Annotated in this window: 21 protein-coding genes, 1 tRNA gene and 1 pseudogene; 13 read left to right on the plus strand and 10 right to left on the minus strand. The window is 58.7% G+C overall.

What is annotated here, in order from left to right; genetic code table 11:
• Nucleotides 1-328 precede the first annotated feature (328 nt).
• The 5 genes from LAP85_20520 to LAP85_20540 all read left to right on the plus strand — a co-directional run bounded on the left by LAP85_20520 (nt 329) and on the right by LAP85_20540 (nt 4,547).
• Nucleotides 329-763, plus strand: a complete 435-nt coding sequence (locus tag LAP85_20520; protein MBZ5498789.1) for a DUF1844 domain-containing protein — start codon at nt 329-331, stop codon at nt 761-763.
• A gap of 8 nt (nt 764-771) precedes the next feature.
• On the plus strand, nt 772-1,749 hold the full coding sequence (locus tag LAP85_20525) for a bifunctional riboflavin kinase/FAD synthetase (GenBank protein ID MBZ5498790.1): 978 nt from the start codon (nt 772-774) through the stop codon (nt 1,747-1,749).
• Nucleotides 1,750-1,858: 109 nt separating this feature from the next.
• A complete protein-coding gene (gene gatC, locus LAP85_20530; GenBank protein MBZ5498791.1) occupies nt 1,859-2,155 on the plus strand; it encodes an Asp-tRNA(Asn)/Glu-tRNA(Gln) amidotransferase subunit GatC in 297 nt (98 codons plus the stop codon).
• 69 nt (nt 2,156-2,224) lie between these two features.
• A complete protein-coding gene (gene gatA / locus LAP85_20535; GenBank protein MBZ5498792.1) occupies nt 2,225-3,676 on the plus strand; it encodes an Asp-tRNA(Asn)/Glu-tRNA(Gln) amidotransferase subunit GatA in 1,452 nt (483 codons plus the stop codon).
• A 313-nt stretch (nt 3,677-3,989) separates the two neighbouring features.
• A complete protein-coding gene (locus LAP85_20540) occupies nt 3,990-4,547 on the plus strand; it encodes a hypothetical protein (GenBank protein ID MBZ5498793.1) in 558 nt (185 codons plus the stop codon).
• Between the two features lie 603 nt (nt 4,548-5,150).
• Here LAP85_20540 and rsmI read toward each other — a convergent pair.
• The 3 genes from rsmI to gltX all read right to left on the minus strand — a co-directional run bounded on the left by rsmI (nt 5,151) and on the right by gltX (nt 8,414).
• Nucleotides 5,151-6,026 (minus strand): 16S rRNA (cytidine(1402)-2'-O)-methyltransferase, encoded by an 876-nt coding sequence (gene rsmI, locus LAP85_20545; GenBank protein ID MBZ5498794.1) that lies wholly within the window; start codon nt 6,024-6,026, stop codon nt 5,151-5,153.
• Nucleotides 6,027-6,134: 108 nt separating this feature from the next.
• A complete protein-coding gene (locus LAP85_20550) occupies nt 6,135-6,872 on the minus strand; it encodes a pyridoxine 5'-phosphate synthase (protein MBZ5498795.1) in 738 nt (245 codons plus the stop codon).
• Between the two features lie 93 nt (nt 6,873-6,965).
• Nucleotides 6,966-8,414, minus strand: a complete 1,449-nt coding sequence (gene gltX, locus LAP85_20555) for a glutamate--tRNA ligase (GenBank protein ID MBZ5498796.1) — start codon at nt 8,412-8,414, stop codon at nt 6,966-6,968.
• 272 nt (nt 8,415-8,686) lie between these two features.
• On the opposite strand from gltX, the gene LAP85_20560 reads away from it, so the two are divergent.
• Nucleotides 8,687-8,779 (plus strand) — tRNA-Ser (locus LAP85_20560).
• 255 nt (nt 8,780-9,034) lie between these two features.
• Here LAP85_20560 and LAP85_20565 read toward each other — a convergent pair.
• Nucleotides 9,035-9,199, minus strand: a complete 165-nt coding sequence (locus tag LAP85_20565) for a transposase (protein ID MBZ5498797.1) — start codon at nt 9,197-9,199, stop codon at nt 9,035-9,037.
• A 110-nt stretch (nt 9,200-9,309) separates the two neighbouring features.
• Nucleotides 9,310-9,792, minus strand: coding sequence for a DUF4199 domain-containing protein (locus tag LAP85_20570; GenBank protein ID MBZ5498798.1), 483 nt, complete (start codon nt 9,790-9,792; stop codon nt 9,310-9,312).
• Between the two features lie 316 nt (nt 9,793-10,108).
• Between LAP85_20570 and LAP85_20575 the strand changes: the two genes are divergently transcribed.
• Nucleotides 10,109-11,791 (plus strand): hypothetical protein, encoded by a 1,683-nt coding sequence (locus LAP85_20575; GenBank protein ID MBZ5498799.1) that lies wholly within the window; start codon nt 10,109-10,111, stop codon nt 11,789-11,791.
• Between the two features lie 70 nt (nt 11,792-11,861).
• Here the strand turns inward: LAP85_20575 and LAP85_20580 are convergent, their stop codons facing one another.
• On the minus strand, nt 11,862-12,512 hold the full coding sequence (locus LAP85_20580) for a response regulator transcription factor (GenBank protein MBZ5498800.1): 651 nt from the start codon (nt 12,510-12,512) through the stop codon (nt 11,862-11,864).
• On the minus strand, nt 12,509-13,849 hold the full coding sequence (locus LAP85_20585; GenBank protein MBZ5498801.1) for a hypothetical protein: 1,341 nt from the start codon (nt 13,847-13,849) through the stop codon (nt 12,509-12,511). Before LAP85_20585 ends, LAP85_20580 begins: the two co-directional genes overlap by 4 nt.
• A 445-nt stretch (nt 13,850-14,294) precedes the next feature.
• On the opposite strand from LAP85_20585, the gene LAP85_20590 reads away from it, so the two are divergent.
• Nucleotides 14,295-15,425 carry a N(4)-(beta-N-acetylglucosaminyl)-L-asparaginase gene (locus LAP85_20590; GenBank protein MBZ5498802.1) on the plus strand — a complete coding sequence of 377 codons (1,131 nt, stop codon included), beginning with the start codon at nt 14,295-14,297 and terminating at the stop codon, nt 15,423-15,425.
• Between the two features lie 513 nt (nt 15,426-15,938).
• Here the strand turns inward: LAP85_20590 and LAP85_20595 are convergent.
• The gene (locus LAP85_20595) at nt 15,939-16,496 is read right to left on the minus strand and encodes a DUF4416 family protein (GenBank protein MBZ5498803.1); all 558 of its coding nucleotides are present in this window, start codon (nt 16,494-16,496) and stop codon (nt 15,939-15,941) included.
• Nucleotides 16,497-16,566: 70 nt separating this feature from the next.
• Nucleotides 16,567-17,343, minus strand: coding sequence for a 7-cyano-7-deazaguanine synthase QueC (gene queC, locus LAP85_20600; protein ID MBZ5498804.1), 777 nt, complete (start codon nt 17,341-17,343; stop codon nt 16,567-16,569).
• A 77-nt stretch (nt 17,344-17,420) separates the two neighbouring features.
• Here queC and LAP85_20605 point away from each other — a divergent pair, with 77 nt between their 5' ends.
• From LAP85_20605 to LAP85_20615, 3 genes are all read left to right on the plus strand, one after another.
• Nucleotides 17,421-19,355 (plus strand): ABC-F family ATP-binding cassette domain-containing protein, encoded by a 1,935-nt coding sequence (locus tag LAP85_20605; protein MBZ5498805.1) that lies wholly within the window; start codon nt 17,421-17,423, stop codon nt 19,353-19,355.
• 250 nt (nt 19,356-19,605) lie between these two features.
• A complete protein-coding gene (locus tag LAP85_20610; protein ID MBZ5498806.1) occupies nt 19,606-19,953 on the plus strand; it encodes a hypothetical protein in 348 nt (115 codons plus the stop codon).
• Between the two features lie 1,128 nt (nt 19,954-21,081).
• Nucleotides 21,082-21,495: a hypothetical protein gene (locus LAP85_20615; GenBank protein MBZ5498807.1), complete on the plus strand. Its 414-nt coding sequence runs from the start codon at nt 21,082-21,084 to the stop codon at nt 21,493-21,495.
• 22 nt (nt 21,496-21,517) lie between these two features.
• Here LAP85_20615 and LAP85_20620 read toward each other — a convergent pair whose 3' ends face one another.
• Nucleotides 21,518-23,017: a hypothetical protein gene (locus LAP85_20620; GenBank protein ID MBZ5498808.1), complete on the minus strand. Its 1,500-nt coding sequence runs from the start codon at nt 23,015-23,017 to the stop codon at nt 21,518-21,520.
• A 211-nt stretch (nt 23,018-23,228) separates the two neighbouring features.
• On the opposite strand from LAP85_20620, the gene LAP85_20625 reads away from it, so the two are divergent.
• Together LAP85_20625 and LAP85_20630 are read left to right on the plus strand one after the other, a co-directional pair.
• Nucleotides 23,229-24,542 carry an N-acetylmuramoyl-L-alanine amidase gene (locus LAP85_20625; protein MBZ5498809.1) on the plus strand — a complete coding sequence of 438 codons (1,314 nt, stop codon included), beginning with the start codon at nt 23,229-23,231 and terminating at the stop codon, nt 24,540-24,542.
• 197 nt (nt 24,543-24,739) lie between these two features.
• Nucleotides 24,740-25,114, plus strand: a pseudogene (locus LAP85_20630) (AAA family ATPase).
• The last annotated feature ends 333 nt before the right edge of the window (nt 25,115-25,447 follow it).

Here is a 25,447-nt window from a genome sequence, read left to right on the forward strand (position 1 = left end):
GCGGCGACCAGGTCAGACTGCGTTTCGAGCTCGAAAGCATCACAGAGAATACGACCTTCGTCCATCGCAAGCCTTACGGGGCACAATAACATTTTCATGCACCTGGGTGCACCCCCGGTGCATGGGAGACTGCGTTGATCTTTTGCTTTTCTTGCCTGAATGGCAAGGATCTGCAGGTAAGTAGCAGGAATGGCACGAAAGAGGAGATTCGTGCTGTTCGTGTCGTTTGCGGCTGCTTCTTTTTTGTTTTTTCTTCCCCTCCTGCGTTGTTATTTTGCTTTTAGGCATTTCGTGATAGCATTTTTGTTCGTCCAACCACGGGGGAGCTATGGCAAAAGAAGAGGAAGATCAGAGCTTTAGGGTGACGGACAAACGGCTTTTCACCGAGGACGGCAGGCTGCGCGAGGAGGCTGCCAAGGAAGCCCCGAAGCAGCCGGAGGCGCCAGGAGCGTCCGGAGGAAAACCGCGCGCGGCGGAACCTGAAGAGGCGCCGCCGGGAACCGGCGCCCGAATCGACTTTCCTTCCTACGTCCTCTCCTACTACACCCAAAGCCTTGTGCTGCTGGGGGAAGTGCCCAATCCTTATACCAACAAAAAGGAAGAAGACCTGGAAGCTGCGCGCCACACGGTGGACATACTCGGCATGCTCAAGGACAAGACCAAGGGAAACCTCGCCCCTGAGGAAGAGCAGCTCCTGGAGAGCGTGCTCTATGAAGTGCGCATGAAATATATGGCCAAGATCAACAAGATCAAATTGCCGTAGAGAGGTACATGAAGGTAGTCTTTCGCTTGGAGGATCTTCCCCTCGATTTTCCCCGCCCCGTGGCGACGATCGGCAACTTCGACGGTGTGCATCTCGGACACGAGCAGCTTCTGCGCGACCTCGTCGAACGCGCGGAGCGCATCCGGGGTACGCCCGCCGTGGTGACGTTTCACCCGCATCCGTTGCAGGTGCTGGCGCCGAACAACGCTCCCAGGCAGATTCAGACGCTCCACCAGAAACTGGCGACCATGGAGAAACTCGGGATCCGCCTGGTTGTGGTGATACCTTTCACGCGCGAGTTCGCCCTCACCAGCGCGCGCGACTTCGCCCTCGGGATCCTCTGGGAGAAACTCAGGATCCAGGAAATCCATGTCGGTCCCAATTTCGCTTTCGGACACCGCCGTGAGGGGAGCTTCAATCTGTTGAAAGAAATCGGCACAGAAAAGGGCTTTTTTGTGGGCAGGATCCACCAGGTCCAGTTTCGCGGCAACCGCGTGTCGAGCACCGCCGTGCGGCAGGCCCTGGTCGCCGGCCAAGTTGCCCTGGCGCGACGGATGCTCGGCCGCCCCTTTTCACTCGAGGGGGAAATCGTTCACGGGGCCGCCATCGGCACGGGCATCAGCGTGCCGACCGCGAACCTGCGCACGTCGAATGAACTGATCCCTCGCGACGGCGTTTATGTGGTGCTCGTCACGCTGGAAGGGCGGCGTCACCGCGGAGTCACGAACATCGGGGTGCGTCCCACGGTAACCTCCGAAGGATCTGTTGCGGAGCCGACCATTGAAACCCACCTCCTCGATTTCAAGCGGGATCTCTACGGCAGTGAAGTCACGATCGAGCTGCTCCTGTATTTGCGTGAGGAACGGCGCTTTGACAACAAGCAGGCGCTCGTGGCCCAGATTCGCAGAGACATCGCGCGGGCGCGCCGCTATCTCCGCTGGTTCGAGCGCGCGGCGCCGGCCAGGTGGACGGGAAACATCGATTGATCGACAGGAGCGACATAGGTGGCACTACAAATCTCAACGCGGAGAGCGCTGAGATCGCAGAGGCTTCTAAAGGGTAAATATCTGAGGGGTAGTAATTTGGAGGGCTGCTGTGGCTATAACACGTGCGGAAGTGCTCAGAATTGCAGAGCTGGCAAAACTCCACTTCAGCGAGTCGGAACTCGACGCCTTCACGGCACAGTTCCAGCATATCCTCGACTATATCGAAAAACTGAAGGAAGTGGATGTCGAAGGTGTGATGCCGACGAGCCACGTAGCGCTCGCCGGAGATTTTGACAAGCACACTTTCCGTGAGGACCGGACACGCCCTTCCCTCCCTGTGGAGGAGTCTCTGATGAACGCCCCGGACCGCGGCAACGACCATTTCAGAGTTCCGAAGGTCATCTGACGGCAACCACGAAATACGCGAAAAGGCCTTGCGTGCATTTCGTGTGTTTCGTGGTTTGAGAGGCTTAAGGTGGAATTACACAGCGCGTGGGCAATTCGGGAGGCGGTAAACGCCGGCAAGACCACGGCGGTGGCGGTGGCGCGCGCGGCCCTTGCACGTATCGAGGCTGCCGACACGACGCTCCAGGCTTTTATCACGGTGGAGCCGGAGCGGGTGCTGGCGCGCGCGTCTGAAGTGGATCGCCACGTACGTGCTGCGGGAGGCTTGCCCCTGGCCGGAGTGCCCGTCGCCGTCAAAGACAACATCTGCACGCGCCATCTCAAGACTACCTGCGGCTCGAAGATCCTCGCGAATTTTGTGCCACCGTACAATGCTACGGCGGTCGAGCGCATGGAACACACCGGTGCGGTTATCATCGGCAAGACCAATTGCGATGAGTTTGCCATGGGCTCCTCGACGGAAAACTCCGCTTACCAGACGACGCGAAATCCCTACGATCTCGCGCGCGTTTCAGGTGGCAGCAGCGGCGGCAGCGCCGTGGCGGTCGCGGCCGGAATGGCGACGCTGGCCCTCGGTTCTGAAACCGGCGGCTCCGTGCGCCAGCCCGCATCGTTCTGCAACGTGCTCGGGCTGAAGCCGACCTATGGCAGGATCTCACGATATGGCCTGGTGGCTTTTGCTTCTTCGCTGGATTCCATTGGGCCTCTTGCGCACAACCCTCGTGACCTGGCCTTGCTGCTGTCGGTGATCTCCGGCCGTGACGAGTACGACTCGACCTCGGCGCCTGTGCCTGTCCCCGACTATGCTTCTGAAATAAGCCGGGCCTTGACGGGAATGCGCATCGGGATCCCGAGGGAATATTTTGGCGCAGGACTCGATCCGGCCGTCAGGTCGATTGTCGAGCAGGGACTGCGCAACGCCGAAGCACTGGGTTGCTCGCTGATCGAGGTCTCGATGCCCCATACGGAGTATGCGATCGCCGATTATTACATCATCGCGCCCGCCGAGGCGAGCTCGAACCTGGCACGCTATGATGCCGTGCGTTACGGCTATCGCGCGCCCAATCCGGATGACCTGTCGGAGATGTACGAGCAGAGCCGCAGCTCAGGCTTCGGACCGGAGGTGAAACGCCGCATCATGATCGGCACCTACGCGCTATCGTCGGGTTACTACGAAGCCTATTACGGCCGTGCCATGCGGGTGCGCACCCTGATCAAGCGTGATTTCGAGATGGCGTTTGCGAAGGTGGACGCCCTGTTGGCTCCGGTGAGCCCGACCGCGGCTTTCGGCATCGGCGAAAAGACCCAGGATCCTCTCGAGATGTACCTTTCCGACATCTACACGGTCACGGCGAATCTGTCCGGCGTTCCCTCCCTCTCCTTGCCTTGCGGATTTACCCCGGCAGGGCTGCCTGTGGGGCTGCAGGTCCTGGCCAATCAGTTCCAGGAGCCGGCGATCTTGCGGTTTGCCGAAGCCTATGCACAGGCTTACCCCCTCACCGTTCCCGCCCTCAAAGTGTAGCGGGCAAGATTCCTAGGATTACGTTGGATGTGCTGGCCCTTCGGGCCTCACGTCAGATCGTGCCCTAACCCCGCGCTGACGCACTGCCGGTGCTTCGCGCCTCTTGCAAGTTGGGGGCTCGAAACCAGCTTGAGAATGGCCCTGCTACTCGCATTGATTCGTCCATGCTTCGGACTCGCTATCCCCAAGAGGATCTGTTGTGGTTATGATCCGGGTGACAAAGCAACTTCCGAATCCGGGCTGAAGGCGGCGGCGAGCTGCCGCAGTCCAAGGATTTTTCGCTCAAAACGGCGCGCCGGCCGTTAGAAGGAGTATGAAACGGGCATTGGGTGTGATATTGCTCGCTCTGGTCCAACCCCTAGGGGGTGCGGCCAGCGGCCCTCAATCGCTGGCTGAGGTGGCGCGCAAGGAAGCCGAGCGCCGGCAGAAACTCGCGCAGCAGGGCGTTCAGGAGAAACGGATCGAGGCGTCGGATCCAGCACAGCTCGCTCCTGGAGGAACGATCAGTCTCTCCTCTCCGGACCCGCGTCCGGCTCCTGCACGTGCGCCGGCGACGAAGGCCGAACCGCGGGCTTCTCTGCGCTCATTCCAGACACGGCTGCAGAAGCTCGACCGTGACATCGTGCAGGCGGAGGATCGGCTCAAGCTGCTGCGGGCGAGGTTGGAAGCGGAGCGCTGGGCACCCATCAAGACGGCCAAGGGATCCAAAGGGTCCGCTTCGTCAGCGGGGCTGGAGCAATTGCGCTGGCAGATCGTCGAGCAGGAAGGTAAGTTGGCTCGCCTGCGCCAGGACCGCAGCGACACCTTCCAGGCCGGCCGCAAAGCGGGATACCTCCCAGGGGAACTGGAAGGCAGGGGCATCATGCGCTAGCTGGATTCCCATGGAGGGGAGCCGGCCTAACGAGAACTCAAGTGGAAGCCGAAAGGGCGCCGGAGGAGTGGCAGCGGTGGACCGAGGAAGATGGACTGACGCTGCAACCGGCGAAGACGCGGATTGTGGACGCGAGCAACAAAAGGGGCTTCGATACACGATGTCTCATAAGTGGTTCCTTAGATGGAAATAGTTAATCGTAAACCTTCGACAGGTTTCCCTGGTAACCTTCCCGCGATCCTATTTCCGGCGATGTGCAATCGACAAAGCAAAATCAACTTTCCCTAATGCTTTGTTCAGGACCGCCAGATGACCAGAGCATTATTCTGAACGGCCTGCAATTCAGGTTCGCATGTAACAGAGAGAGCAAGGCAATCGGTGTGGTTTTGCGCCTAAGTATGAATTTTTCTTCACCTTCTTCGGCCCCTCTGCATTGAATCAATTTCGACCAATAGGTGGGATTATTCTCTCTTGCCGCATCGACCCGTTTTCTTCTGAACGAATGCGCCCCAGCGCATAAGGGGCGGCAAAGCCCCGCGCCCTCTGCGTTGATCTGTTGCGGCTTGAGGTAGTTTTGATGCGCGTGCATGCCTGCGCGGCACCTTACGGCTTGAGACTTTTCCGGGCAAGCAGCAACTGGCGGTAAGCATCTTTGCGGGAGATGCCGCGCTGCCGGGCTATGGATTTCAGCGCATCTTTCCGCGAGGCGCCGGTCTTCTGCATTTCTTCCTGGAGGTGCTCTGCGATCGACGCCGGCCAGCTGGCTTGCGCCGGTGGCGGAACGGATGCGCCGCGATCTACGATTAGCGTGATCTCTCCCCGAATTTGCGGACGGGTGCGGAGCGCGGTAAGTATCTCTGGAAGGGTTCCCTGGAGCCACTCTTCGTGAATCTTGGTCAATTCGCGGGCCAGGCATGCCTGCCGCGCGCCCAGGATGCCGACCATGTCCTCCAGCGCGGCCTCGAGGCGGTGCGGAGCCTCGTAAAAGACCAGGGTAGCCGGGATATCTGCAATTTCCTGCAGCCTCTTTCTGCGCGGGCCTCGCCTTGGCGGCAAAAATCCCGCGAAAAAAAAGCTGTCGGTCGGGAGCCCGGAACCCGTGAGCGCGGCCACGATGGCGGACGGTCCGGGTATGGGGATAACTGAGAGCCCGGCTTTCCGGCACGCCGTGACCAGAGTATAGCCAGGGTCGGAGAGCAGCGGTGTGCCAGCATCGGATACCAGCGCAACATTCTTTCCTTCCTGGAGCAGCGCCAGAAGACGCCTGGTATGGCCGGCTTCATTGTGCTCGTGATGGCTTTCGCACGGCGTCTTGATCCCGTAATGGTTGAGAAGCCGGGCCGTGTGGCGGGTATCCTCGCAGGCGACCAGATCCACTTCCTTCAGCACGCGCAGGGCACGCAGGGATATATCCTCGAGGTTGCCGATCGGCGTGGCAACCAGAAAAAGGGTCGAGGTTCCGATGCGTGATTCCCCCAATTGACCCTCCGACGATTTTGGATTTTAGATTTTGGATTGCTGATTTGGAGATTTTTTTGTTGAGCAATTCGAGGATGCCATCGCAGTCCTCAAATCCAAAATCGAAAATCAGATTGATCTCATGGCTTCGATCATATCGACAACGGCTTGGCGCATTCCGACCAGGGCTGCGTGCGCCACAATGTTATGGCCGATGTTGAGCTCTTCGATGACCGGGATGTCAGAGATGAGGCGGACGTTGCGATAGGTCAGCCCATGGCCGGCCAGGATTTTCAGGCCTCTCTCGGCGCCCCGGTTGGCTGCGGCCAGCACCTTCGCCAGTTCGCGCCGAAGTTCCGTGCCTGCCAGATCCGGGCTGCGCGGGCAGGTCTCGGAGTAGGCGCGCGTGTTGAGCTCGATCATTGTGGCGCCCGCTTTGATCGCCGCGTCCACCTGGGGCGACTCCGGGTCAATGAACAGGCTTACCTGGATGCCCCCGCCCTGAAGCTTCCTGATCGCGGCTGCAATCTGCTTCAGGTTGCGCGCGACATCGAGGCCCCCCTCGGTCGTGACTTCGCCTTCCCGTTCAGGCACGAGGGTCGCCTGGTCGGGCCGAAGTCCGAGCGCGGCGCGGACCATCTCTGAAGAAGCTGCCATCTCGAGATTGAGGCGCGTAGTTATGGTCTCCCGGAGGCGCCGGACGTCGCTGTCGCGAATGTGCCGGCGGTCCTGGCGCAGATGAACCGTGATGCCGTCGGCTCCGGCCAGTTCCGCCAGCACGGCGGCGGCGACGGGATCGGGCTCGATGGCCTGCCGCGCCTGCCGGATGGTTGCGATATGATCGATATTCACTCCCAGCCTGGTCATTTCCTTATCACCCCCGCGATCGGATGAACTGCATGAGATGGACAGAATTCCACGCGCCTTACAACGCAGATCAAGGCTCACCAGGCCTTGCCTCTACACGTGCAGCTGCTCGAGATAGTGGGCCAGCCTGCGCATGCGTTCAAGTGTGCGCTCCCGCCCCAGCACCTGCATCACTTCGAACAATCCCGGAGCCACTCCCTGCCCGGTCAAACCCACCCGCAATGCATTGATCAGCACTCCCGCCTTGATGCCGCTCTCCTGGGCGAGGGCGCGCAAGTGCTGCTCTGTTGACTCCGGTGTGAAGGAGGCGTCGCGCTCATATCGGTCGAGCAGGGCGGGAATCAGCGTTTTCAGCTGCGGGTCATCCAGGAACTTGGCCGAAGCTGCCGGATCGTACTCATACCGGTTGGTGAAAAATGCACGAAAGCGGCCGCTGAAATCCTTCAGAACATGCGCGCGGTTCTTCAGCAGGGCGAGAGTCCGATCCATGGTTTCGAGATCAAGTCCGGGAATCGTGCCTTGCCAGACACGGACGGCTCTGAGCTCCGCTGCGACCAGACGGCGCAGTTCCGCAGGTGGAGTCGCGTTGATATATTGGCCGTTGAACCAGTTGAGCTTGTCAATGCCGAAAACCGCATTGGCTTTGCCCACCCCTTCGAGAGAAAAGAGGGACACCAATTCCCGGCGCGAAAGGATCTCCCGATCATCGCCGGGCGACCATCCCAGCAGTGCGAGAAAATTGAAAAACGCTTCGGGGAGGTACCCCATCTCCATGTATGCCATCACCGAGGTCGCGCCGTGGCGTTTGGAGAGCCGCTGCTTGTCCGGCCCGAGGATGAGGGGCACGTGGGCAAATTCAGGGAGAGGTTGGCCGGCCGCCTGATACAAGAGAATCTGCTTGGGCGTGTTGGAAATGTGATCGGCGCCGCGGACGACATGAGTAATGTCCATATCCAGGTCGTCGACCACGACTCCGAGGTGATAGGTCGGGACTCCGTCCGAGCGCAGCAGGACGAAATCTTCGACGGTGGCATGCTCGACCTCGATCCGGCCGAACACGTGGTCGAGGTAAGAGGTCTTACCTTCGGGCACCTGGAAACGAACTGCGAATGGGGCACCGGAGCGCTCGAGGGACTCCGACTCGTCGGGCGGAAGGGCGAGGCAGTGCCGGTCGTAGAGCCAGGTGCCTCCCGTGCCCTGCTGGGCGCCCTTGCGCCGGCCGAGTTCTTCGGGAGTGCAGAAACAACGGTAGGCGTGCCCGCTCCCAAGCAGGCTGCGCGCAAACGCCTGATACCGGTCGAGCCGCTGGGACTGAAAATATGGGCCCTCATCCCAGTCGAGGCCAAGCCACCGCATGCCTTGCAATATGCCTTCCACCATCTCTTCGGAGGAACGCGCCAGATCGGTGTCTTCAATGCGCAGGACGAATTTCCCGCCGTGATGCCGGGCGAAGAGCCAGTTGAAGAGGGCGGTGCGGGCCCCGCCTACATGAAGGTAGCCCGTGGGACTGGGAGCAAAACGAACGCGCACGGACGTGGCCATACCGTTTCTTCAACCTCGCTGAAAAACACCAAGATTATAAGACCGTAGCAAAAAAATCAAAGCAACCAAACCCAAAAACAGAAACCACGAAGGACTCGAAACACACGAAAGCCTTATTTGTGGGTTTCTTGGTTATCGTTTTTGAGGCACGGGTGGAATTGCGGATTTTGCATATCGTCCCTGGTTTTCTCTGGCAAAGAACGGCGCGCTTCGCTAACATTGCGTGCTGTGCCGCCGCATAGTTCATCGCGAGCGCATCCGAAATCGACTATGGAGAGGTGCTGGAGTGGCCGAACAGGGCTGCCTGCTAAGCAGTTACACTGGCAAAACCGGTGTCGGGGGTTCGAATCCCCCCCTCTCCGCCATACCCCTGGACGGCATTCGACCCCGCCATGATCCCGCCGCCAGCTGACCTGCGGATGAAGGATAACCGGCGCCGGCCGATCCGCAATTAGTCACCACCCCCGTTTGTCGGGATGTTCCTGTCCGCCGTGCCGGCATCGACTGCAAAAGAAATTGACAGGGGCCCTTCTACGGGAGCCTGTCGACGATCGACGGGACCGATGTCGGTTTCAAAACGCTTTCGTCCTGGATGTTCACAGGAATTGCGCCCGCGGGTTTCACCCCGGATTCACGTGGGAGGTTCCGTCGCGCCGGCGGCGCTTGAGGCGATAGAGCAGCCTGCCGTCGGGCGGAACGGACAGACGCTCGGTGGCCACCGGAGGACGGCCGGCATGACGAAAGAGCCGTTCCAGCCGCATGCGGTCGGCTTCTTCGACTCTCAACCCCAGAGGCGGTGGTTTGACTTGGCCGAATGAGCCTCCATCCGGGCCAGCGGTCTTGCTGAAACAAGGTCGAGTCAGGGATCTTCCACGCCAGGTTAGACTTCCGGCACTCAGCTTTTCTTTCGGACGAACGCGCCGATCAACAGAGAGCAGACAAACCCGGTGACCACGGTTCCGGCGAATCCTGTGATGGCCTGAAAGAACGAAGTCTGAGTTCCGGCTACCATGTCCAGCATGGTTTTGATCTCCGCCGGAGACCGTCCTGATATTCGAAGCGCTTCTTCCCGCATAGCCCTCATTTCAGAGAAGTAATTCGGATACAGGACCGAAGTGAAAAGAAAGGAAACGAAGAAGAGAATCACTCCCGCGATGAGAGACATGAGGGTCCCAAGACCCACCTGGGCCCAATACGCCTTCCCTTCTTTCGCAGTGCGCCTCAATCCCCAGATGAGGAATCCGATCTGAATGAGAATCACCACCCAGAACATGTTCATCATGACAGGATCCTTGTACCAGCCTGTCACACCCAACAGAAGTTGCCAGAGTCCACAAAAGACACCAATGAGAATCCCTGCAGTCAACACATGCTTCATGAGAATCTCCTTGAATCGCACCGGTGCTGATCAGATTACTTCACATGTTCGGAAACGACGGAGGCCAGATTAGCGCAGCCCGGGGGACTAATGCAATGGCGTATGGCAAGAAATGGCCACGTGGCCGGAGCTCAGAGGCTCAGGTCCAGTTGCTGAAAGGTCCCTATGGATCCATCCTCCCTGATGTAAGCACTGGTGGACCTGATCTGGACCAGACCTTCCCCACAGAAAGTCGCCGGGAGCGGCGCGATTAGGGCTCTACTGCCTTTTTCCCAAAGAACTACAACCTTTAGGGTATGGCGAGCAGGATATTGAAATGATAGCGTCACTCGCTGTACGGCTCTTACTCGATCAGGGTCCCAATCTCTTAACAACCACGGTTTATAGGTCCCGGAGCGGCATTCTTGCCTTTGCCCTGAGGGGAGCTGCTGAAGCGGAAATCGTTCCGCCGCCGCTCACCCCTGTCGGGAACTTCCGCGGCCGACAGGGGAAGCACCCGATCCCTGATCCGTTTTGGCGACTCATCAAAATGACAGGCGACCGGATGTTTGCGCGGAGAGAGATCTTCATCGGCCTCGGCCTTTTTCTGCTGACGATCAGCGTTTACTACCCGGCACTCGAAGCCAGCATGGTCGCTGATGATTTCCGCATCGTCGAACGGTTGAACTTTGATGACGCCTTCCGGTCCCTTCATGAAACCGTCGGCTACGGACGCAATGAATACCGTCCTCTGATCGCCTTCTCGTACGCGCTCAGCAACACGCTCTGGAGGGGTGATCCTCGTGGCTACCACCTGGAGAGCATCCTCCTACATGCCCTGAATGTCCTTCTGCTTTTTTCCTGGCTCTTTCTGTTGACGAGGTCGTCGCTGATTTCGAGTGCAGCCGGACTGATGTTCGCCATACATCCGATCCATCATTCCCGCGTCGTCTGGATCGCTGCGAGGGACAGCCTCCCCAGTTTGTTTTTTCTGCTCGCCGCGCTAATAGCGTACACTCTTGCACGCCGCCCAAATGACCACTTATGCGCGAGAAAACCGGGTACCGCAAGAGTACTCGTCATCCTGTCGATTGTTTTTTTCGCTCTAAGCCTCCTTTGCTATGAGGGCGCGGTAGTGCTTCCGGGAATCCTGTTTGGGCTGGAGTTTTTGCTTTTGGCTCGCCCGGCGCAGGCTTTCTGGAGCCGGGTCCGGACTGCGGCCGTCCGGGTCCTGCCGCATGCAGCAGCTCTGGGCATTTACCTGGCCTTCTGGCTGCTTCTGTTTCGCGGGGAGGTAGGTCAATACGATTTGTCCCTCACTTTTGGAAACTTCGTGGGGAACTACCATAACCTGCTCTATCAGTTGCTTCACGGCCATCAGCGTCTTGCCGGCATCCTCTATTTCTTCCTCTTTATTCTAGGGCTGCTCCTTCCTCGAGGATGCCGGCCCCTGCTCTGGTTCTCGATCCTGTTCATGCTGGCCGCCTTTGTTCCCTTCGTGATGATCACGGGCTTTGCTGCCAGGTTTGCCTATGCCAGCGCCATCGGTTATGCATTGCTGGCCGCGCTCTTGCTTTCCGCGGGCTTCCTCCGAGCAAAAGCGGACTCGAGCCGCACGATCCGAATCCTCGCGCCTTCCCTGGCGGCCATGGTCTTGTTGCTGCTCGCAGGATACTACGTGACCGATCTGCGGGCTCGGATCGCCGAGTGGAAGGCCGCGGGTGAAATCGCCGATTCCATCCCTCGGCAAATCAAGGCGCGCTACCCTGATTTGCCGACCGGATCGACGCTGGTGCTGGCGCGGATACCCCGAATGCATGGGCATGCATACTTGTATCCCCTGGGGCTCAAGGCTTCGATCGAGCGTTTCTATTCCGGACGGGATCTGCAGGTCTATTACGGGCCGGGCGAGGTGGATGAGATTCTGCAGGGAAGGAAAATGGGAACACCGGACACCTACCTGTTCCGATATATCCAGGACCGCCAGGGCATCGAAGAAATCACGATACCGCACAAATAGCATATGTGGTTCGTGGACGGCGATCCTCGAACCGCCGGGTGCGTGGAGGCGGGGCAAGCATCGGCCGCGCTCATACAAGGATCTTCTTGCGGACGGCATAGAGAACGATCTCTGCGGTGGTGTGGAGATTCAGCCTCTGCATCAGATGGGCCCTGTGGGTTTCAACGGTATAGACGCTCAGTCCGAGAATAGTGGCGACTTCCTTGTTCGATTTTCCCTCGGCCAGCAGTTGAAGGATTTCTTTTTCGCGCTCCGTCAGCAGATCGTAGGAATCTTCAAGCCCCCGCTCCTGCAGTTGACGCATGTAGTCCTCCAGCAGGGTTTTCGCGATCTGCGGGCTGAAGAAAGGCTTGCCCTGGGCTACGGCCTCGACGGCTCGAACCACATCCATTTCTGCGCAATCCTTGAGCAGATATCCCTTGGCGCCGGCGGTCAAAATGCGCACGAGGTAGCTTTCGTCCGCGTGCATGCTCAGAACGATGATCCCGATCCCGGGATTGCGCTTGATAATCTGCGCGGTCGCCTCGATCCCGTTCAACAGCGGCATCGCAATATCCATGATCACGATCGCGGGATTCAACTCTTCGGCGAGGCGTACTGCCTCCCGGCCGTCCTTCGCTTCTCCTACCACCGCCATGCCGGGCTGGCGTTCCAGCAGAAACCGCAACCCCTTTCTCACCACGCCATGATCATCGGCCAGTAGGATTCCTATATTGCTCATGATGCCTGCTGCTGCATCATCGGAATGGCTATTTCCAGGCGGGTTCCCTGGTTCCGCTGCGAAGAAATCTTCATCGTCCCTCCGAGCTCGCGCACACGTTCCTCCATTCCGACCAGCCCGATCCCCCGGCGCGCTGAGCCGGCGGGGTCAAATCCGACGCCGTCATCCTGAATCGTAATGGCAAGATTGCCGTTGTTGCTGTGGACCGTGACGCGCACATTTTTGGTGTGCGCATGCCGGGCGCAATTGGTCAGGGATTCCTGGACTACCCTGTAGACGCAGGTGCGAAGCTTATCCGACAGCCCCTCAAGCGCCCCCTCCACCTCGACCTTAGCGGGTATGCCGTTGTGGCGCGCATATTCCCGGGCCTGCCACTGCAGCGCCGGCCCAAGGCCGAGGTCATCCAGCATAGATGGGCGCAATCCCATCGCCAGGTCGCGGATGGAACATAGGGACCTCTCGGCCAGATCTTTGGCCTCGACGAGGTGCTCCATGAAATCCGGACCGGCCGACGTGCGCAGTTCTTCCACGTTGCGGAGTTCCAGACGGAGCCCGGTCAGCATCTGGCCGATTTCGTCGTGCAACTCCCGGGAAATCGATCTGCGCTCCTCTTCCTGGGCCTGTACCAGCTTTTGGGAAAGATCCCTCAGCTCCAGTTCGGTTTGTTCGGTCCTGCGGCGCTCCCTCTCGGAGTTCCGCTCCAGCCGCGAAATATGGAAGCAACTGATGCCCGCGATAAGCAGGGCCAGGGACAAGGCAACGACAAACACACCCACCATGTAGCGGCGGAATTCCGCCTGGCTCTGGCTTATCTTTTGCTCTTCTTTCTGGAGATTCGCCGCATTCAGATCATTGATCTCCTGGGTGAGCAGAATGACGGCCTGCCGGTGGGGAATAACGCTTCGCAGAAGGCTGAAACCCTCTTTCGATTTCTGTTGGGGAGTCAAGTCAAAAATGGAGTCACGCGAGTTCCAATAAGTATCTATCGCCCGACGGAGGCGATCGAAAGTGCCGCTGTCTCCTGTCCCGGCGATCGAGTGCAGGTCAGCCAGATGTTTCTCCATGGAAGCGCGGAGTGTCACCAAGTCGTTTCGATAGAGTTCCATTGCCTCGACACGCGGATCCATAAGATAGTCACGCACGATGATACTGGTCGTGTAGACATTCGCATGTATGCCATCGAGCACGGAATCGGCTTTTCGGTACGCGTCATGGATGGCCGCCATCTCGTCGTAGAGGTGTTCGGCCTTCCAAAAAGAACTCAGTACCAGGAAACCGATCAGGATCAGCAGGCTTCCGAAGCCTATCAATAGGATGAATCTGATGGGCGACTTCATTGACTTGTGTCTCCAGTTGCTATTTCATCATCGTGCGACGGCAGACGAACCGAAATGCGCAACGACGATGATAAGAATATTCTAATATGAAGCTATGGTAACACACCTGGCGCATTGTTATCCTCAGTTGTGTGATGGTGCCGGAGTTTGCTGATACCCTTGCAGGCCGAGGTAAGAAAAGAGGTTCCGGACCGATCCCACAAGCGCTAGCCGCACGACGGCCCGGCCGACCGGCCAACTTATCGCCGGCCGATTCGCAAATAGCCACCGCTTCCGTTGGTCGGAATGTTCCTGTCCGCCTTGCCGGCATCGACTGTAAAAGAAATTGACAGGGGCCCTTCTGCGTACATAGAGTGATGCAAAATATCAGACTGGATTTGCTCGCGGAATCGCACAACGCGGCGTTGCGCGGCCCGCGTTCGCTTGGCTCTCAGGAGGCATGAAGATGAGCGGGAAAATGAAACGCCGGGAATTCGTTCTCACCACCGCGGCTGCAGGCTTGGCGGCCGCCTCATCGCACAAGGTTTTCGGACAGGCCCCTGCGGTGCTGACGCGACAAGGCGTCAGGCCGATCGTGATTTCGTCCGCCAATGGGCACCGATTTAAGAACGGAGGCACGCAGACCTGCGTCGAGAAGGCATTTTCCATGATTACACAGGGAGCCGACGTTCTCGCCGCCGTCATCGCCGGGGTCAATATTGTGGAACTCGATCCGGAGGACAACAGTGTGGGCTACGGCGGGCTGCCCAATGCCGACGGCGTGGTGCAACTGGATTCATGCTGCATGCATGGCCCGCTGAAGCGTGCCGGCGGGGTTGCGGCTCTGGAAGGAGTGCGCACTCCGTCGCTCGTAGCCAAAGCCGTCATGGACAATACGGACCACCACCTCCTGGTAGGGAAGGGCGCACAGAGCTTTGCCAGGAGCCTGGGATTCAAAATCGAAGACGACCTCAACACCGAGCGATCGCGCAGGGCCTGGCTGGATTGGAAGCGCCGCACTGACTCTGACCACTACCTCGATCCGAAAAGGCGCGTCGAGGCGGGCCTGAAGGCGGCGCTGGAGATGGCCAACGAGGGATTGATCGATCTGGAGCACCTCTGGGGCACGATCAATTGCGATGGCATGAATGCCAAGGGCGAGATCTGCGGCGTGACGACGACCAGCGGCTTGGCCTTCAAAATAGCCGGGCGGGCAGGGGATTCCCCCATCCTGGGTGCGGGTCTCTATGTGGACGGCGCCATAGGCGCAGTGGGCTCAACCGGCAGGGGCGAGGCCAATCTCTATAACCTCACGTCGTTCCTCGTCCTGGAAGCCATGCGCAAGGGCATTCCTCCCAAGGACGCGGGCATGGAAGGGCTGAAGCGGATCAAAGAAAACACGGTGGAGAAACGGCTCCTCAACGCAAACGGCAATCCGAACTTCGGCATTAATTTCTACATGCTCAACGCCAAGGGGGAACACGCGGGCGTCACCATGTATGCGGGCGATAGAGCCCGCTACGCAGTCTGCACGGAAAACGGCCCGCAACTGCTGGCCTGCGAAGCGCTGCTGCAGGGATCGCCGACGGGAGGCTAGACCGCACTCGAGCGGCTGCTGACGTAATCGCAAGTGTAAGCGCGAGAATGCGAATTCTTATGCTGCCGATGCAATCTTTTTTCTTTCTTTATCTCAATCGCCAGTTGTGTTATTCATGGAGATGTCGGATCTATCCAACGGATGAGTTCTCTCAGGCGCAAAAGCAGAAGACACGTTTTTGCTGCAGGGAGTGCCGTTAACTTATCGTACGCCAAGTAGATATAGCTTGGCTTCCTGCTGTAGCCTTCCGCTTGGGCGCATTAAGCGCCGCACCTGGTGGGCAACGAAGTCCAAGGATGGACCGATTTCTGTGATCAAAGGGGTGCAACGCCCCTAACATCAACCGTTTCAAGACCGTGGGGTTGCCTGCATTCTTTGGGGCACCTCCCGCAATGGAGGTTGATAGCACGGAACTTGTCCACAGGTGTGAGGGAGGAAAAAGGTGAGGGGGCCTCTAAACGCTTGTGGGCAGGTTCCTCTATTTAGCCCACGCTCCGGAATCTCAGCTCAGGCTTATGTCCGCTCCCCGCTGCCCGGCAGCGCCTTCAACTGTTCCCGATAGATGTATCGGAGTCGTGTGAAGAACTCATGGTAGCGGCCGCTGCGGAAATCCGGGAATGACCAAGGGAAGGCCTGCCACGACCCTGCCGAATAGTGGAGAGTCACTTCACCATAGATGCCGTCCGAGAGCAGGATACGATGATAGAAGTTCTTTGTTGAAGCCAGGATGATCTTCGACTCTTCGAGATAGCCGGGATCAAGATTTACCGGCCGCTGCACCTGTCGGTGCTCAACTGCGAAGGCCGCTTCCAGGTCGTTGGTGGCTCTTTTGATGGATGAAATCGCCGTCGGAGCGATCAACGTACGGAAGGCCAGGAAACTGCGGATGATCGGACTGCCCATTTGCCCGTCATAGTAGTGCGTCAATTCGAAGGGAAAAGCATCGCTGGCCAGGTCGACGGAACCATACCGGTCGGTGAGGCGCCCTTGGACTTCGGGAATGATCTCCGGTAGAGATGTCAAGATCCCGGTAAAGAGCTTTACCGGCACCGGTGAGTTTATTATCCCCATAATGACCTGGGTGGGCAATCACGCCCCTCGTTGATAGCCGTCATTCTGGCCCCCGACTCCTGACTCCTGGTCAGGCCGGATGTCGGAGGTCTGCATACCGCGTCGGATCTGTGATGCCCGATTCCATGAAACCAAGCCGCCGCACCGTACAGGAGTCGCAGGAGCCGCAGGCGAGCCCTTCCGGCGTGGGATCATAGCAGCTGTGCGTGAGGGAGAAATCTACGCCGGCATCATGACCAACCCGGATGATCGCGGCCTTGCTCAAGTCGAGCAGGGGCGCATGAATACGGTAACGCGCTCTACCTTCCACGCCGGCCTTGGTGGCGAGTTGGGCCAGGCGCTCGAATTGTTCGAGGAAGCCGGGCCTGCAATCCGGGTATCCGGAGTAATCGACGGCGTTGGCTCCGATGAAAATATCCTGCGCCTGCAACACCTCACACCATCCCAGCGCAAAACTGAGAAAGATCGTGTTGCGCGCCGGCACGTAGGTCACGGGTATTTCCGCGGGCAGTCGTTTTGCGGGCCGTCCCTTGGGGACTTCGATGTCTGCCGTGAGCGCGGAGCCGCCGAAAACACGCAGGTCGATCCTGGCAATGACATGTCGCGTCACCCCGAGGGAGGACACGACACGGCGAGCTGCTTCCAGTTCGCAACGGTGGCGCTGGCCATAGTCAAAGGTCAGAGCATAGACTTCGAATCCTTCTCTGCGGGCCAACGCCAGGGTGGTACTCGAATCTATGCCGCCGCTGACCAGAGCCACTGCCTTTGTACCAGGTACGACCACGATATGCTGCGCCCTCAGGTATCCTGCCTTGAGGATTTCGCTTTTCAGAAATCCGGCCTCCATCGGGCACTTGCGTGAAAAGCGAAATTTTCAAGTCCTGACATCCGTTTTTGTTAAACTAATGGATTTTCGAGGGAATGATGCTTCAAATCAAGGGCCTCGGCAAGGCTTTCCGCGGCGACTGGCTCTTCCGCGCGCTGGATTTCCAGATCAACGAGCGGGATCGCATCGGGTTGGTAGGGGACAACGGAACCGGAAAATCGACGCTCATGAAGATGCTGGCCGGCATGCTCCCACCCGATGAGGGCGAGGTTGTCGGCTCGCGGGATTTGAGCTTCGGCTATCTCCCGCAGGACGGCCTTTTCGTCCGGGGCCGCACTGTTTTCGAGGAAGCCCTGTCGGTGTTCGAGGAACTGCGCGGCCTGGAGCAGGAGTGCCGCCGGTTGGAGCACGAACTGGCCGGAATGCAGCACTCCGGTCCCGAGTATGACAGGACGACAGAGCGCTACTCGTCCCTGACGCAGCAGTTCCGCCTCCATGGAGGGTATGCCCTGGAAGCCAGGGTCGGTGCTGTTCTGAACGGTCTCGGTTTTTCGCAGGGCGATTGGCTCCGCCAGTGCGATGAATTCAGCGGCGGTTGGCAGATGCGCATTGCGCTGGCGAAGCTGCTGCTGCAGCAACCGAGCCTGCTGTTGCTGGACGAGCCGACCAATCATCTCGACCTGGAATCCCGCAACTGGCTTGAAGGATACCTGCAGGATTATCCGCACGCGCTCGTGCTCGTTTCCCACGACCGGTACTTTCTCGACGCCACGATCCAGCGGGTCCTGGAGATCCGTAACCGGGCGGTCCATTTCTACAGGGGCAACTACCAGGACTTCGTCCGGCAAAGAGAGGAACGGATGGCGCAGTTGATCGCGGCCTATGAAGCGCAACAACAGGAGATCGCCCGTATCAAGGCCTTCGCCGACAAGTTCCGCTATAAGGCGACCAAGGCGGCGCAGGTTCAGAGCCGACTCAAGGACCTCGAACGCATGGAGCGGATCGAGTTGCCTCCGGAAGTCAAGCCGATTCATTTCCGATTCCCGGAAGGACCGCGGACGGGGCGGGTAGTCCTCGAATTGGCGGGCGTCACCGCCGGCTACGGCGCAACCGTCGTATTCCGGGATCTGAATCTCAATCTCGAGAAGGGGGATCGAATCGCACTGGTCGGACCCAACGGTGCGGGAAAGTCCACCTTGATGAAGATCCTTGCCGGGAGACTGCCGTTGATGTCCGGAATGCGCCGGGAGGGGCACAACGTCCTGGTCTCTTTTTTCTCCCAAGACCAGGATGACCTTCTTACTTCCGAAAAGACGGTCTGGCAAGAGGTGTTTGAGGTCGCGCCTCACTACATCGTGCCCCAACTACGCACCTTGCTCGGCTGTTTTCTGTTCTCCGGCGACACGGTCGAAAAACAAGTCGCGGTGCTGAGCGGTGGTGAACGAAGCCGCCTCGTGCTGTGCAAGCTCCTGCTCTCACCCGCCAACTGTCTGCTCCTGGATGAGCCCACCAACCACCTGGACATCCGCTCCAAAGACATTCTCATGGACTCATTGCGCGAATATGGCGGAACGCTCGTGTTTGTGAGCCACGATCGTTATTTCCTGGACGGGTTGGCAACGAAGGTGCTCGAGGTCGGCCGCGGCACGGCGACGTCCTATCTCGGCAACTATGAGGATTACCTGCTCAAAAAGAAGATGGAGGAAGAAGCGGAGCCACAGACCGGGTCAGTGTCCGAAGCCGCGGCACGGAGCCGCGAGCTGGAAGTATCCCGCGAGCGCGCGAGGAAGAAAGTCAATCCCTACAAGATTCAACAGCTGACGGAGAAGATTGAAGGACTTGAATCCGCGATTCACACCCACGAGACGCGCATCGCCGCCCTGGCGCAGAGGCTCGCCTCCGAAGAACTCTATCGCGACTATACGCTGTTTCGGGCCACGATGGAGGAACATGAGCAGCTCCGGCAGGAGCTGGCATCCTTCATGGAACAATGGGAAAAGCTCCAGACGGAGCTGGCCCGGTTGCAGGACTGACTTCTGCAGTTCCGAGCATACAAAAGCAGCCGCGAAGGGCGCGAATTACACGGATTGCGATTTTCGTGAGGTTCGTGCGATTCGTGGCCGACTCTGAAAAATCGCGAGTCGTTTTAAACAGACTGACCGCGATCCCAAGACTCCAGAGTTATCGAATTAAATTAAAATAACCTGCCCTTAATCCTGCCTTAATGATCCGGCTGATAAGCTCACGCGCGGAACTGAACCGATAGTCAAGGGAGAACAAGGTATGAAAAGAGTATTTGCTGTAATGATCGGATTGTGTTTGCTCGTGTCTGCTGTTGCCCTCGCTCAGGCTCCCAAAACCGTCAAGCCGGCCCCCAAGCCGACCACGAAGCAGGCGGTGGGAACGATCGACTCCGTCGACGCCTCGAGCCTGGTCCTTACCCACAAAATGGCTGGCAAAGATGTAACGACGACTTTTGTTCTGAATGCCGATACCAAGAAAGAGGGCGACCTGGCGAAAGGCGCCAAGGTGACCCTGCACTACGTGGTTGCGAACGGCCAGAACATCGCGACCTTGGTGAAGGCATCCCCTGCGAGTGCGCCAAAGCCCGCCGCCACAAAGAAGAAGTAATCCGTTAATCGGGAATTGGAGTTGCTGCGAAGGGGGGACGCAAAGCTCGGCCGCGTCCCCTTTTCCAGGGCTCCATTCGTGTTGTGCGCACTACTGACCGCCGCAACCTTGCCCGACGCGAAAGAACCTTATAGGTTCTGCGGTCTGCGCGATCTCAGCGCACGCTCCGGAAACCTCCGCCAGGAGGGCCGCGAATTCAATATGTATTCACCATATATTCACCATAGGTTCCCCTCGCGGCGCGAATAACTAAAAGTTTCTTTTCTCAATGAACGGCGACGATAGTCGTCGCAGGAGCTCTACGTTGAGATATCTTGCATGCGGCTATGCCGCGCCCTGCCATTCGACGCACCTGCTCGCAGTGTCTGAATCACACGGGCTCCGATAAAAGTTGTGGACGTAGCACCCTGATTTGGGCCAAAATACAATTCTGTTTTAGCAAACAACGCGTCTAGCCTCGGAACAGCGCAAAGCCTGTAATTTGCGTAAAGCTCATTCGCAGCCGTATAATACAACCACCGTGGTCCGGAAAGGTGGGAAGCAGGTCCGCGACCTGATCCAGTATTTCGCGACGCACTAGAGCGACACATGTAGTCCAAGCGAGCCGTTCAGGATTGGTCTTGCGACGTTCGTGCAGCAGAGTGTGCCTGGTGGTTTCCGCTAAACCGTCTCAAAGTTAAGCAAGATCCTGAGCGGGATTGTTCCCAGTTGAATCAACAGGCTATGACAGGTCCGGCGCACTGAACGCCGCATGCCCACCCTCCGCAAAGAAAGTGGCGACTCATGACTGCAGCTTCCCGGACGAGGGGAAACCGCCATAACCGATGCCCTGGGGAGGGTTGAGGTCGCCGAATCCTGACACCAGCAGGCTGTTCACCACTGGTGTCTATCTTCGCAGTACAAGAGTTGCTCCGGGATCAACGTCCGCCGATAGTCGGCGGCAGGCCCGGAATTATCAGTGAGTCATGGCGGGTGAAGGCGAAGTTGTCCCGGCGACGCTGCGCCTGTCACCGGGTTTCATCCGATCGCGTTCTGGAACGTCTGGACCGCATCGTCGGGGATGTGTATCATATCTGGTGAATCCCGTCCTTGCAGGTCTTCTCCAGCACAATGTCTTTAAGGAGGAAAATGAGCAGAAAGTATCGTCAACATGGTTATCAGGATGAGGACCGCGAGAGGAAACCCAAACCGCCGCCGCGTCCCAAAGGTGCCGGTGCCCGCATCGAAACGCGCTTCCATTTGATCACTCGCTGTAACAATTGTGCCGCGGAAATCCAGGTTACCGATCAGATCAAGGTAACGGACCAGTGCAAGAATTGCGGGACGGATCTGCACACGTGTCGAAACTGTCTGAACTTCGATCCTTCCGCGCGCAACGAGTGTGTCAAGCCCATCGAAGTGCGCGTACCCAACAAGAGCGCCAATAACCTCTGTCCCTTCTTCGAAGCCAAGGTCCTGGTTGAAAAACAAGGAAGTGGCGCAGCTCCTCCCAAACCCGAAAACAGCCACCGGCAGGCATTTCTGGACCTCTTTAAGAGGTAGTGATCCGCTTGATCTGTGGGGTTCAAAAGCGTTTGAAACTCCATCGCATCGTCAGCTCGGCGTGATTCCAGCTCGCGTATCCCGATGAACTGACGTGATTGAACGCAAAGTTGATAAGAAAGTCGGTTCCGGGGATCCGGCGCGGCAGTTTGACCATGGTGCATAGCAGGATGCGTGCCGCTGTCAGACCGAGAGCAGGCGAACTGCCCTCCTGCCGGCGGAGGTCGAACGCCGGAGCCAGCGATAGTTTGTCTCCCCCCACGTTCATGCGCGTATCGAACTGCAGGCTGGAAGTGGATACGACCTGTAGAAGCATGTGCTGCCTCAACCCGCTCGTTTCATAACGCATGTGGAGACTGCGATTCGGGCGGATCTCGATAGTGGCATCGCCGGAGAGAACAGCGCGCTCCCACAGTAGGAGCGCCGATCCAGCGTCGGCGCGCACTCCGCGGAGGTAGGCGAGGCTGGCATGGAGTCGCCGGAGCGACTTGTCGAGGGAGAGCCGAAAAGTTTTTTCTTCCTCCCGTCTGCCTGCCACCGTCAGCCGGCTCCAGCCTTGTGATGCGGAAATCTGAGGCAGCCGCGGGTGAACATAGGTCCAGCGCAAGCTGTTCTCCGAGACATCCCGGACCACCCACCCTAGCGCGGGAGCCGCCCCCTGGCTATTTGACTGGCCGCCGTATTGAAAATGGTGCCGCTTCATCTTCCGGCTCACATCCAGCCGGAAACCCCGTTGTGCAGGTCCATACACCGGCGCTGCGGGATCGGCAAGGCCTTCATCCCTTGCAACATAGGCGAAGTTGAAATCGGTCCGGGCAAGCGAGCCGTCGAGCCTGACCAGCAAGCCGCGATGCGCCCCCCGGGCGAGACCGTTTCGGTTGCCGGACGAGAGGAGTGCATAACGAGCCTGAACCCATTCGGCCTGGAGGGTGGTGCCCTTCCTCAGCTCGCGCACCACAGTGACGCCAATCTGAGAACCGTCCGATCCTGCCAGAGAATTACTGTTGGACCTCCGGGCTTGCGAGGTGGGAGTGGCCTGCAGGAAATAGGCAGACAGGCGCGTGCCGAAAACAGCCTTCGGCGTCTCCACTCCGGCCCCGGTGATGGTGCGGGCGAACTCGGGCGACACCAGACGCGAATTGTAGCGGAGGCTCCGGAATCCATGGACTGCTCCCCATTTTCTTGAGAGGGAGAACTCTGTGAGCTGATAACCCCCTGGAAACCCTTGAAACTGCTTTCCGCTCAGAAAATCGGGGGCTTGATCGGAGAACTGCAGCTTGACGTTTTTCGTGCCGGCCAGGAGCTTGAAGCGATCGGTGACCAGCTTGCTTTGAGCCCAGGGATTCAGAGACTCGCTCCATTCCACCGATAACGGCAAAGGGAGAATCAGTGGCTCGACTTTCACGCCGTTTGTCTGAGCGTATCCCGTCCAGCGAGGCAGGATAAGCAGAGACCACAGCAGGGTGCCAACCGCGATCCTGCGACTGGAGGAGCGGGTTATGACAGCAGCGGTGCTTGTCACGTGTACTCGCCGAAGGCTCAGGGTCTCCAGGATTTGTCCTTGAGTAAGCCTTCACTGGATCCCATATCAGACGCGAAGTTACCCCTCTTATCATCACGAGACAACAATTATCTCCAGGCAAGAATGCGACATTCCACAGCTCGTGCCGTGTTCCGCGCTTGAAGTGCCGGGGTGTATCTGTTAGAAAGGCAGCTCGGCGAAGGGTACGGCAATGGGAACGACCGCAGAAAAGACCACGCGGCGGGAGCTTATGCGATTGGGGCTTGGCGCCATCCTCACGCTTCCGGCGGCGTTACGACGCGCAGAGGCTGCCGGCACGAGTGCCGCCACAGAGCTCAAGATTACGGATCACCTCAGCCCGAAAAACAAGCGCCGGCCGTTGCGGCCGCATACTCTCTACATCGTGCTCCACACGACGGAAGGAGCGGAGGCGGGTTCGCTGGACAAGTTGTGGCGGCGGGGGGAGGCACACTATTTCGTAGAGACCAACGGCAGAGTGCTGCGCATCATCGACCGCGCCAAGATCGCGACTCATGCGGGCAGGAGCATGTGGGAAGGGCATCGCAACATCGACAACTATGCCCTCGGCATCGAGGTCGTCGGCTATCACGATCGGGAAATCAACGAGGCTCAATACGCGGCGCTGGGCGACCTGCTGCGCATGCTCCAGCGCACGTACCGGATCGCCGATAAGCGCGTGCTTACTCACTCGATGGTGGCCTACGGACGCCCGAACCGGTTTCATCTCAACGATCACCGTGGGCGCAAGCGATGTGGCATGATCTTTGCGCGTGCCGATGTCAGGTTGAAACTGGGATTGGCAGCCAAACCCGAGCATGATGCGGATGTTGAAGCACGACGGTTGGTCGTGGCCGACGCCGAGCTTTATCACTTTCTCTATGCGCCAGGCCCGGTGGCCTCCGCTGCCGCTGCATCGGCGCGCGCACCGGCGCCCGCGGTCCAGGTCCCGGCGGAATCGAACCTCGTCTCCAGGAACTGGACCCCGTGGCACATCGCGCGCGAGAGGTATAACCAGCCCGATACTACCTATGTCTTTCCTGACGGCAGGAAGCTGCGCGGCGACCAGATCCAGGATTGGAACAGGATTCCCGAGGGCACGCGCGTCCTGGTAGCCGAAGGCGAAAGCGAGAACGAACCTTCCATGGAAGGCTTTCTCGAGATCGGCAAAGACGGCGATAGCGCGCAAGCACTGGCAGGCGAGGTCTTCGACCGGGAATCGACGATTTACTTTCTGCCGAACGGGCTGATACGGACAGGGCGCGATCTCAGAAGCAGCAAGGCTTCGCAGGCCCTCCTGGATCGGCTGCCGCAGGGTACGCGCGTGCTCGTGGGATACATCTACGGCGGCTATGTGAGGTCACGCAGGCCGCCGTCCAGCATTGCCGGCATCAAATGGAATTACCCTTCCACTTTCTATCGTTTTCCCGACGGCCGCATCGTCAGCGGTGACGAGATCGACGATGCCGCCATCCCTGCTCATACTCTGATCTTCTATCAGAACTAGCTGGCCGATATCGGTTGACGAAGTCGGATCTCGGATCTCGGATTCCGGACTAAAACGCCTCCAAGTCGAGGATGTTCTGAGCTGGGGGTTACCGGCAGCCGCGATTGTCGATCCAAAATCCAGAATAGACTCTCAGTCTTCTGCTCCTGGTTCTCTTTTTCGTTTGGATGGGACGGCAGGCGACTCAGCGGCAATCCGGGATTTTCAGCTTCGGTCGCTCCAAGGCGCGGCAGTACAAGGCAGATCAGCCGGCTGTGACTTTTGCGGACGTGGCCGGCGTGGACGAGGCCAAAGCGGAGCTGGAAGAGGAAGTGGATTTTCTCCGCCACCCGCAGAAGTACCACGACCTGGGGGCGCGCATTCCCCGCGGCATCCTCCTGGTAGGCGCACCCAGCACTGGAAAAACGCTTCTGGCTCGGGCCGTGGCCGGAGAGGCCGGCGTTCCTTTCTTCAACATCAGCGCCTCCGAGTTCGTGGAAATGTTCGTGGGTGTCGGGGCCAGCCGTGTGCGCGATCTGTTTGAACGAGCCAAGGCAGCCGCGCCGGCGATTGTTTTCATCTTGGATCGTCTTGTCGAAACGCTGCTCAAGCGTGAAACCGTAAAAAAGGAGGAGCTTGCGGATCTTCTTGGACCGCGCGCCGCAACCCAGCCTCAGGGATCCGTGCCGGAATCCAGGGAAACACCGAGCGTGGTATTGCCGGCGAACTAGGATGCGGGAGATCAAACATCGGTTGAGGACGGCATGAAGCGAGCCGGAGGGAAGGTTTTGGGGGTTCCGTGCCGGCTGCGCCCTGCGATGGTTCCACTTGACCCTCTAATCCACGGATGTTAACCTTTTTCCATGGATGTTCGTAGACCGTTCCGCAGCTAAACCGGAAGAGAAGCGAGGCTTCTCTCGAGGTTG

It is taken from the genome of Terriglobia bacterium (assembly GCA_020072565.1).
GTDB lineage: Bacteria > Acidobacteriota > UBA6911 > UBA6911 > UBA6911 > JAFNAG01.

Excerpts from the sequence above, each read along its gene's own strand:
- LAP85_20610 (MBZ5498806.1), top strand. The coding sequence starts at position 19,606 with ATGAAAAGAGTATTTGCTGTAATGATCGGATTGTGTTTGCTCGTGTCT.
- LAP85_20570 (MBZ5498798.1), bottom strand. The coding sequence starts at position 9,792 with ATGAAGCATGTGTTGACTGCAGGGATTCTCATTGGTGTCTTTTGTGGA.
- LAP85_20575 (MBZ5498799.1), top strand. The coding sequence starts at position 10,109 with ATGATAGCGTCACTCGCTGTACGGCTCTTACTCGATCAGGGTCCCAAT.
- LAP85_20625 (MBZ5498809.1), top strand. The coding sequence starts at position 23,229 with ATGGGAACGACCGCAGAAAAGACCACGCGGCGGGAGCTTATGCGATTG.
- queC (MBZ5498804.1), bottom strand. The coding sequence starts at position 17,343 with ATGGAGGCCGGATTTCTGAAAAGCGAAATCCTCAAGGCAGGATACCTG.
- LAP85_20605 (MBZ5498805.1), top strand. The coding sequence starts at position 17,421 with ATGCTTCAAATCAAGGGCCTCGGCAAGGCTTTCCGCGGCGACTGGCTC.
- LAP85_20590 (MBZ5498802.1), top strand. The coding sequence starts at position 14,295 with ATGAGCGGGAAAATGAAACGCCGGGAATTCGTTCTCACCACCGCGGCT.
- gltX (MBZ5498796.1), bottom strand. The coding sequence starts at position 8,414 with ATGGCCACGTCCGTGCGCGTTCGTTTTGCTCCCAGTCCCACGGGCTAC.
- LAP85_20585 (MBZ5498801.1), bottom strand. The coding sequence starts at position 13,849 with ATGAAGTCGCCCATCAGATTCATCCTATTGATAGGCTTCGGAAGCCTG.
- LAP85_20580 (MBZ5498800.1), bottom strand. The coding sequence starts at position 12,512 with ATGAGCAATATAGGAATCCTACTGGCCGATGATCATGGCGTGGTGAGA.
- LAP85_20520 (MBZ5498789.1), top strand. The coding sequence starts at position 329 with ATGGCAAAAGAAGAGGAAGATCAGAGCTTTAGGGTGACGGACAAACGG.
- LAP85_20595 (MBZ5498803.1), bottom strand. The coding sequence starts at position 16,496 with ATGGGGATAATAAACTCACCGGTGCCGGTAAAGCTCTTTACCGGGATC.
- LAP85_20615 (MBZ5498807.1), top strand. The coding sequence starts at position 21,082 with ATGAGCAGAAAGTATCGTCAACATGGTTATCAGGATGAGGACCGCGAG.
- LAP85_20540 (MBZ5498793.1), top strand. The coding sequence starts at position 3,990 with ATGAAACGGGCATTGGGTGTGATATTGCTCGCTCTGGTCCAACCCCTA.
- LAP85_20525 (MBZ5498790.1), top strand. The coding sequence starts at position 772 with ATGAAGGTAGTCTTTCGCTTGGAGGATCTTCCCCTCGATTTTCCCCGC.
- LAP85_20550 (MBZ5498795.1), bottom strand. The coding sequence starts at position 6,872 with ATGACCAGGCTGGGAGTGAATATCGATCATATCGCAACCATCCGGCAG.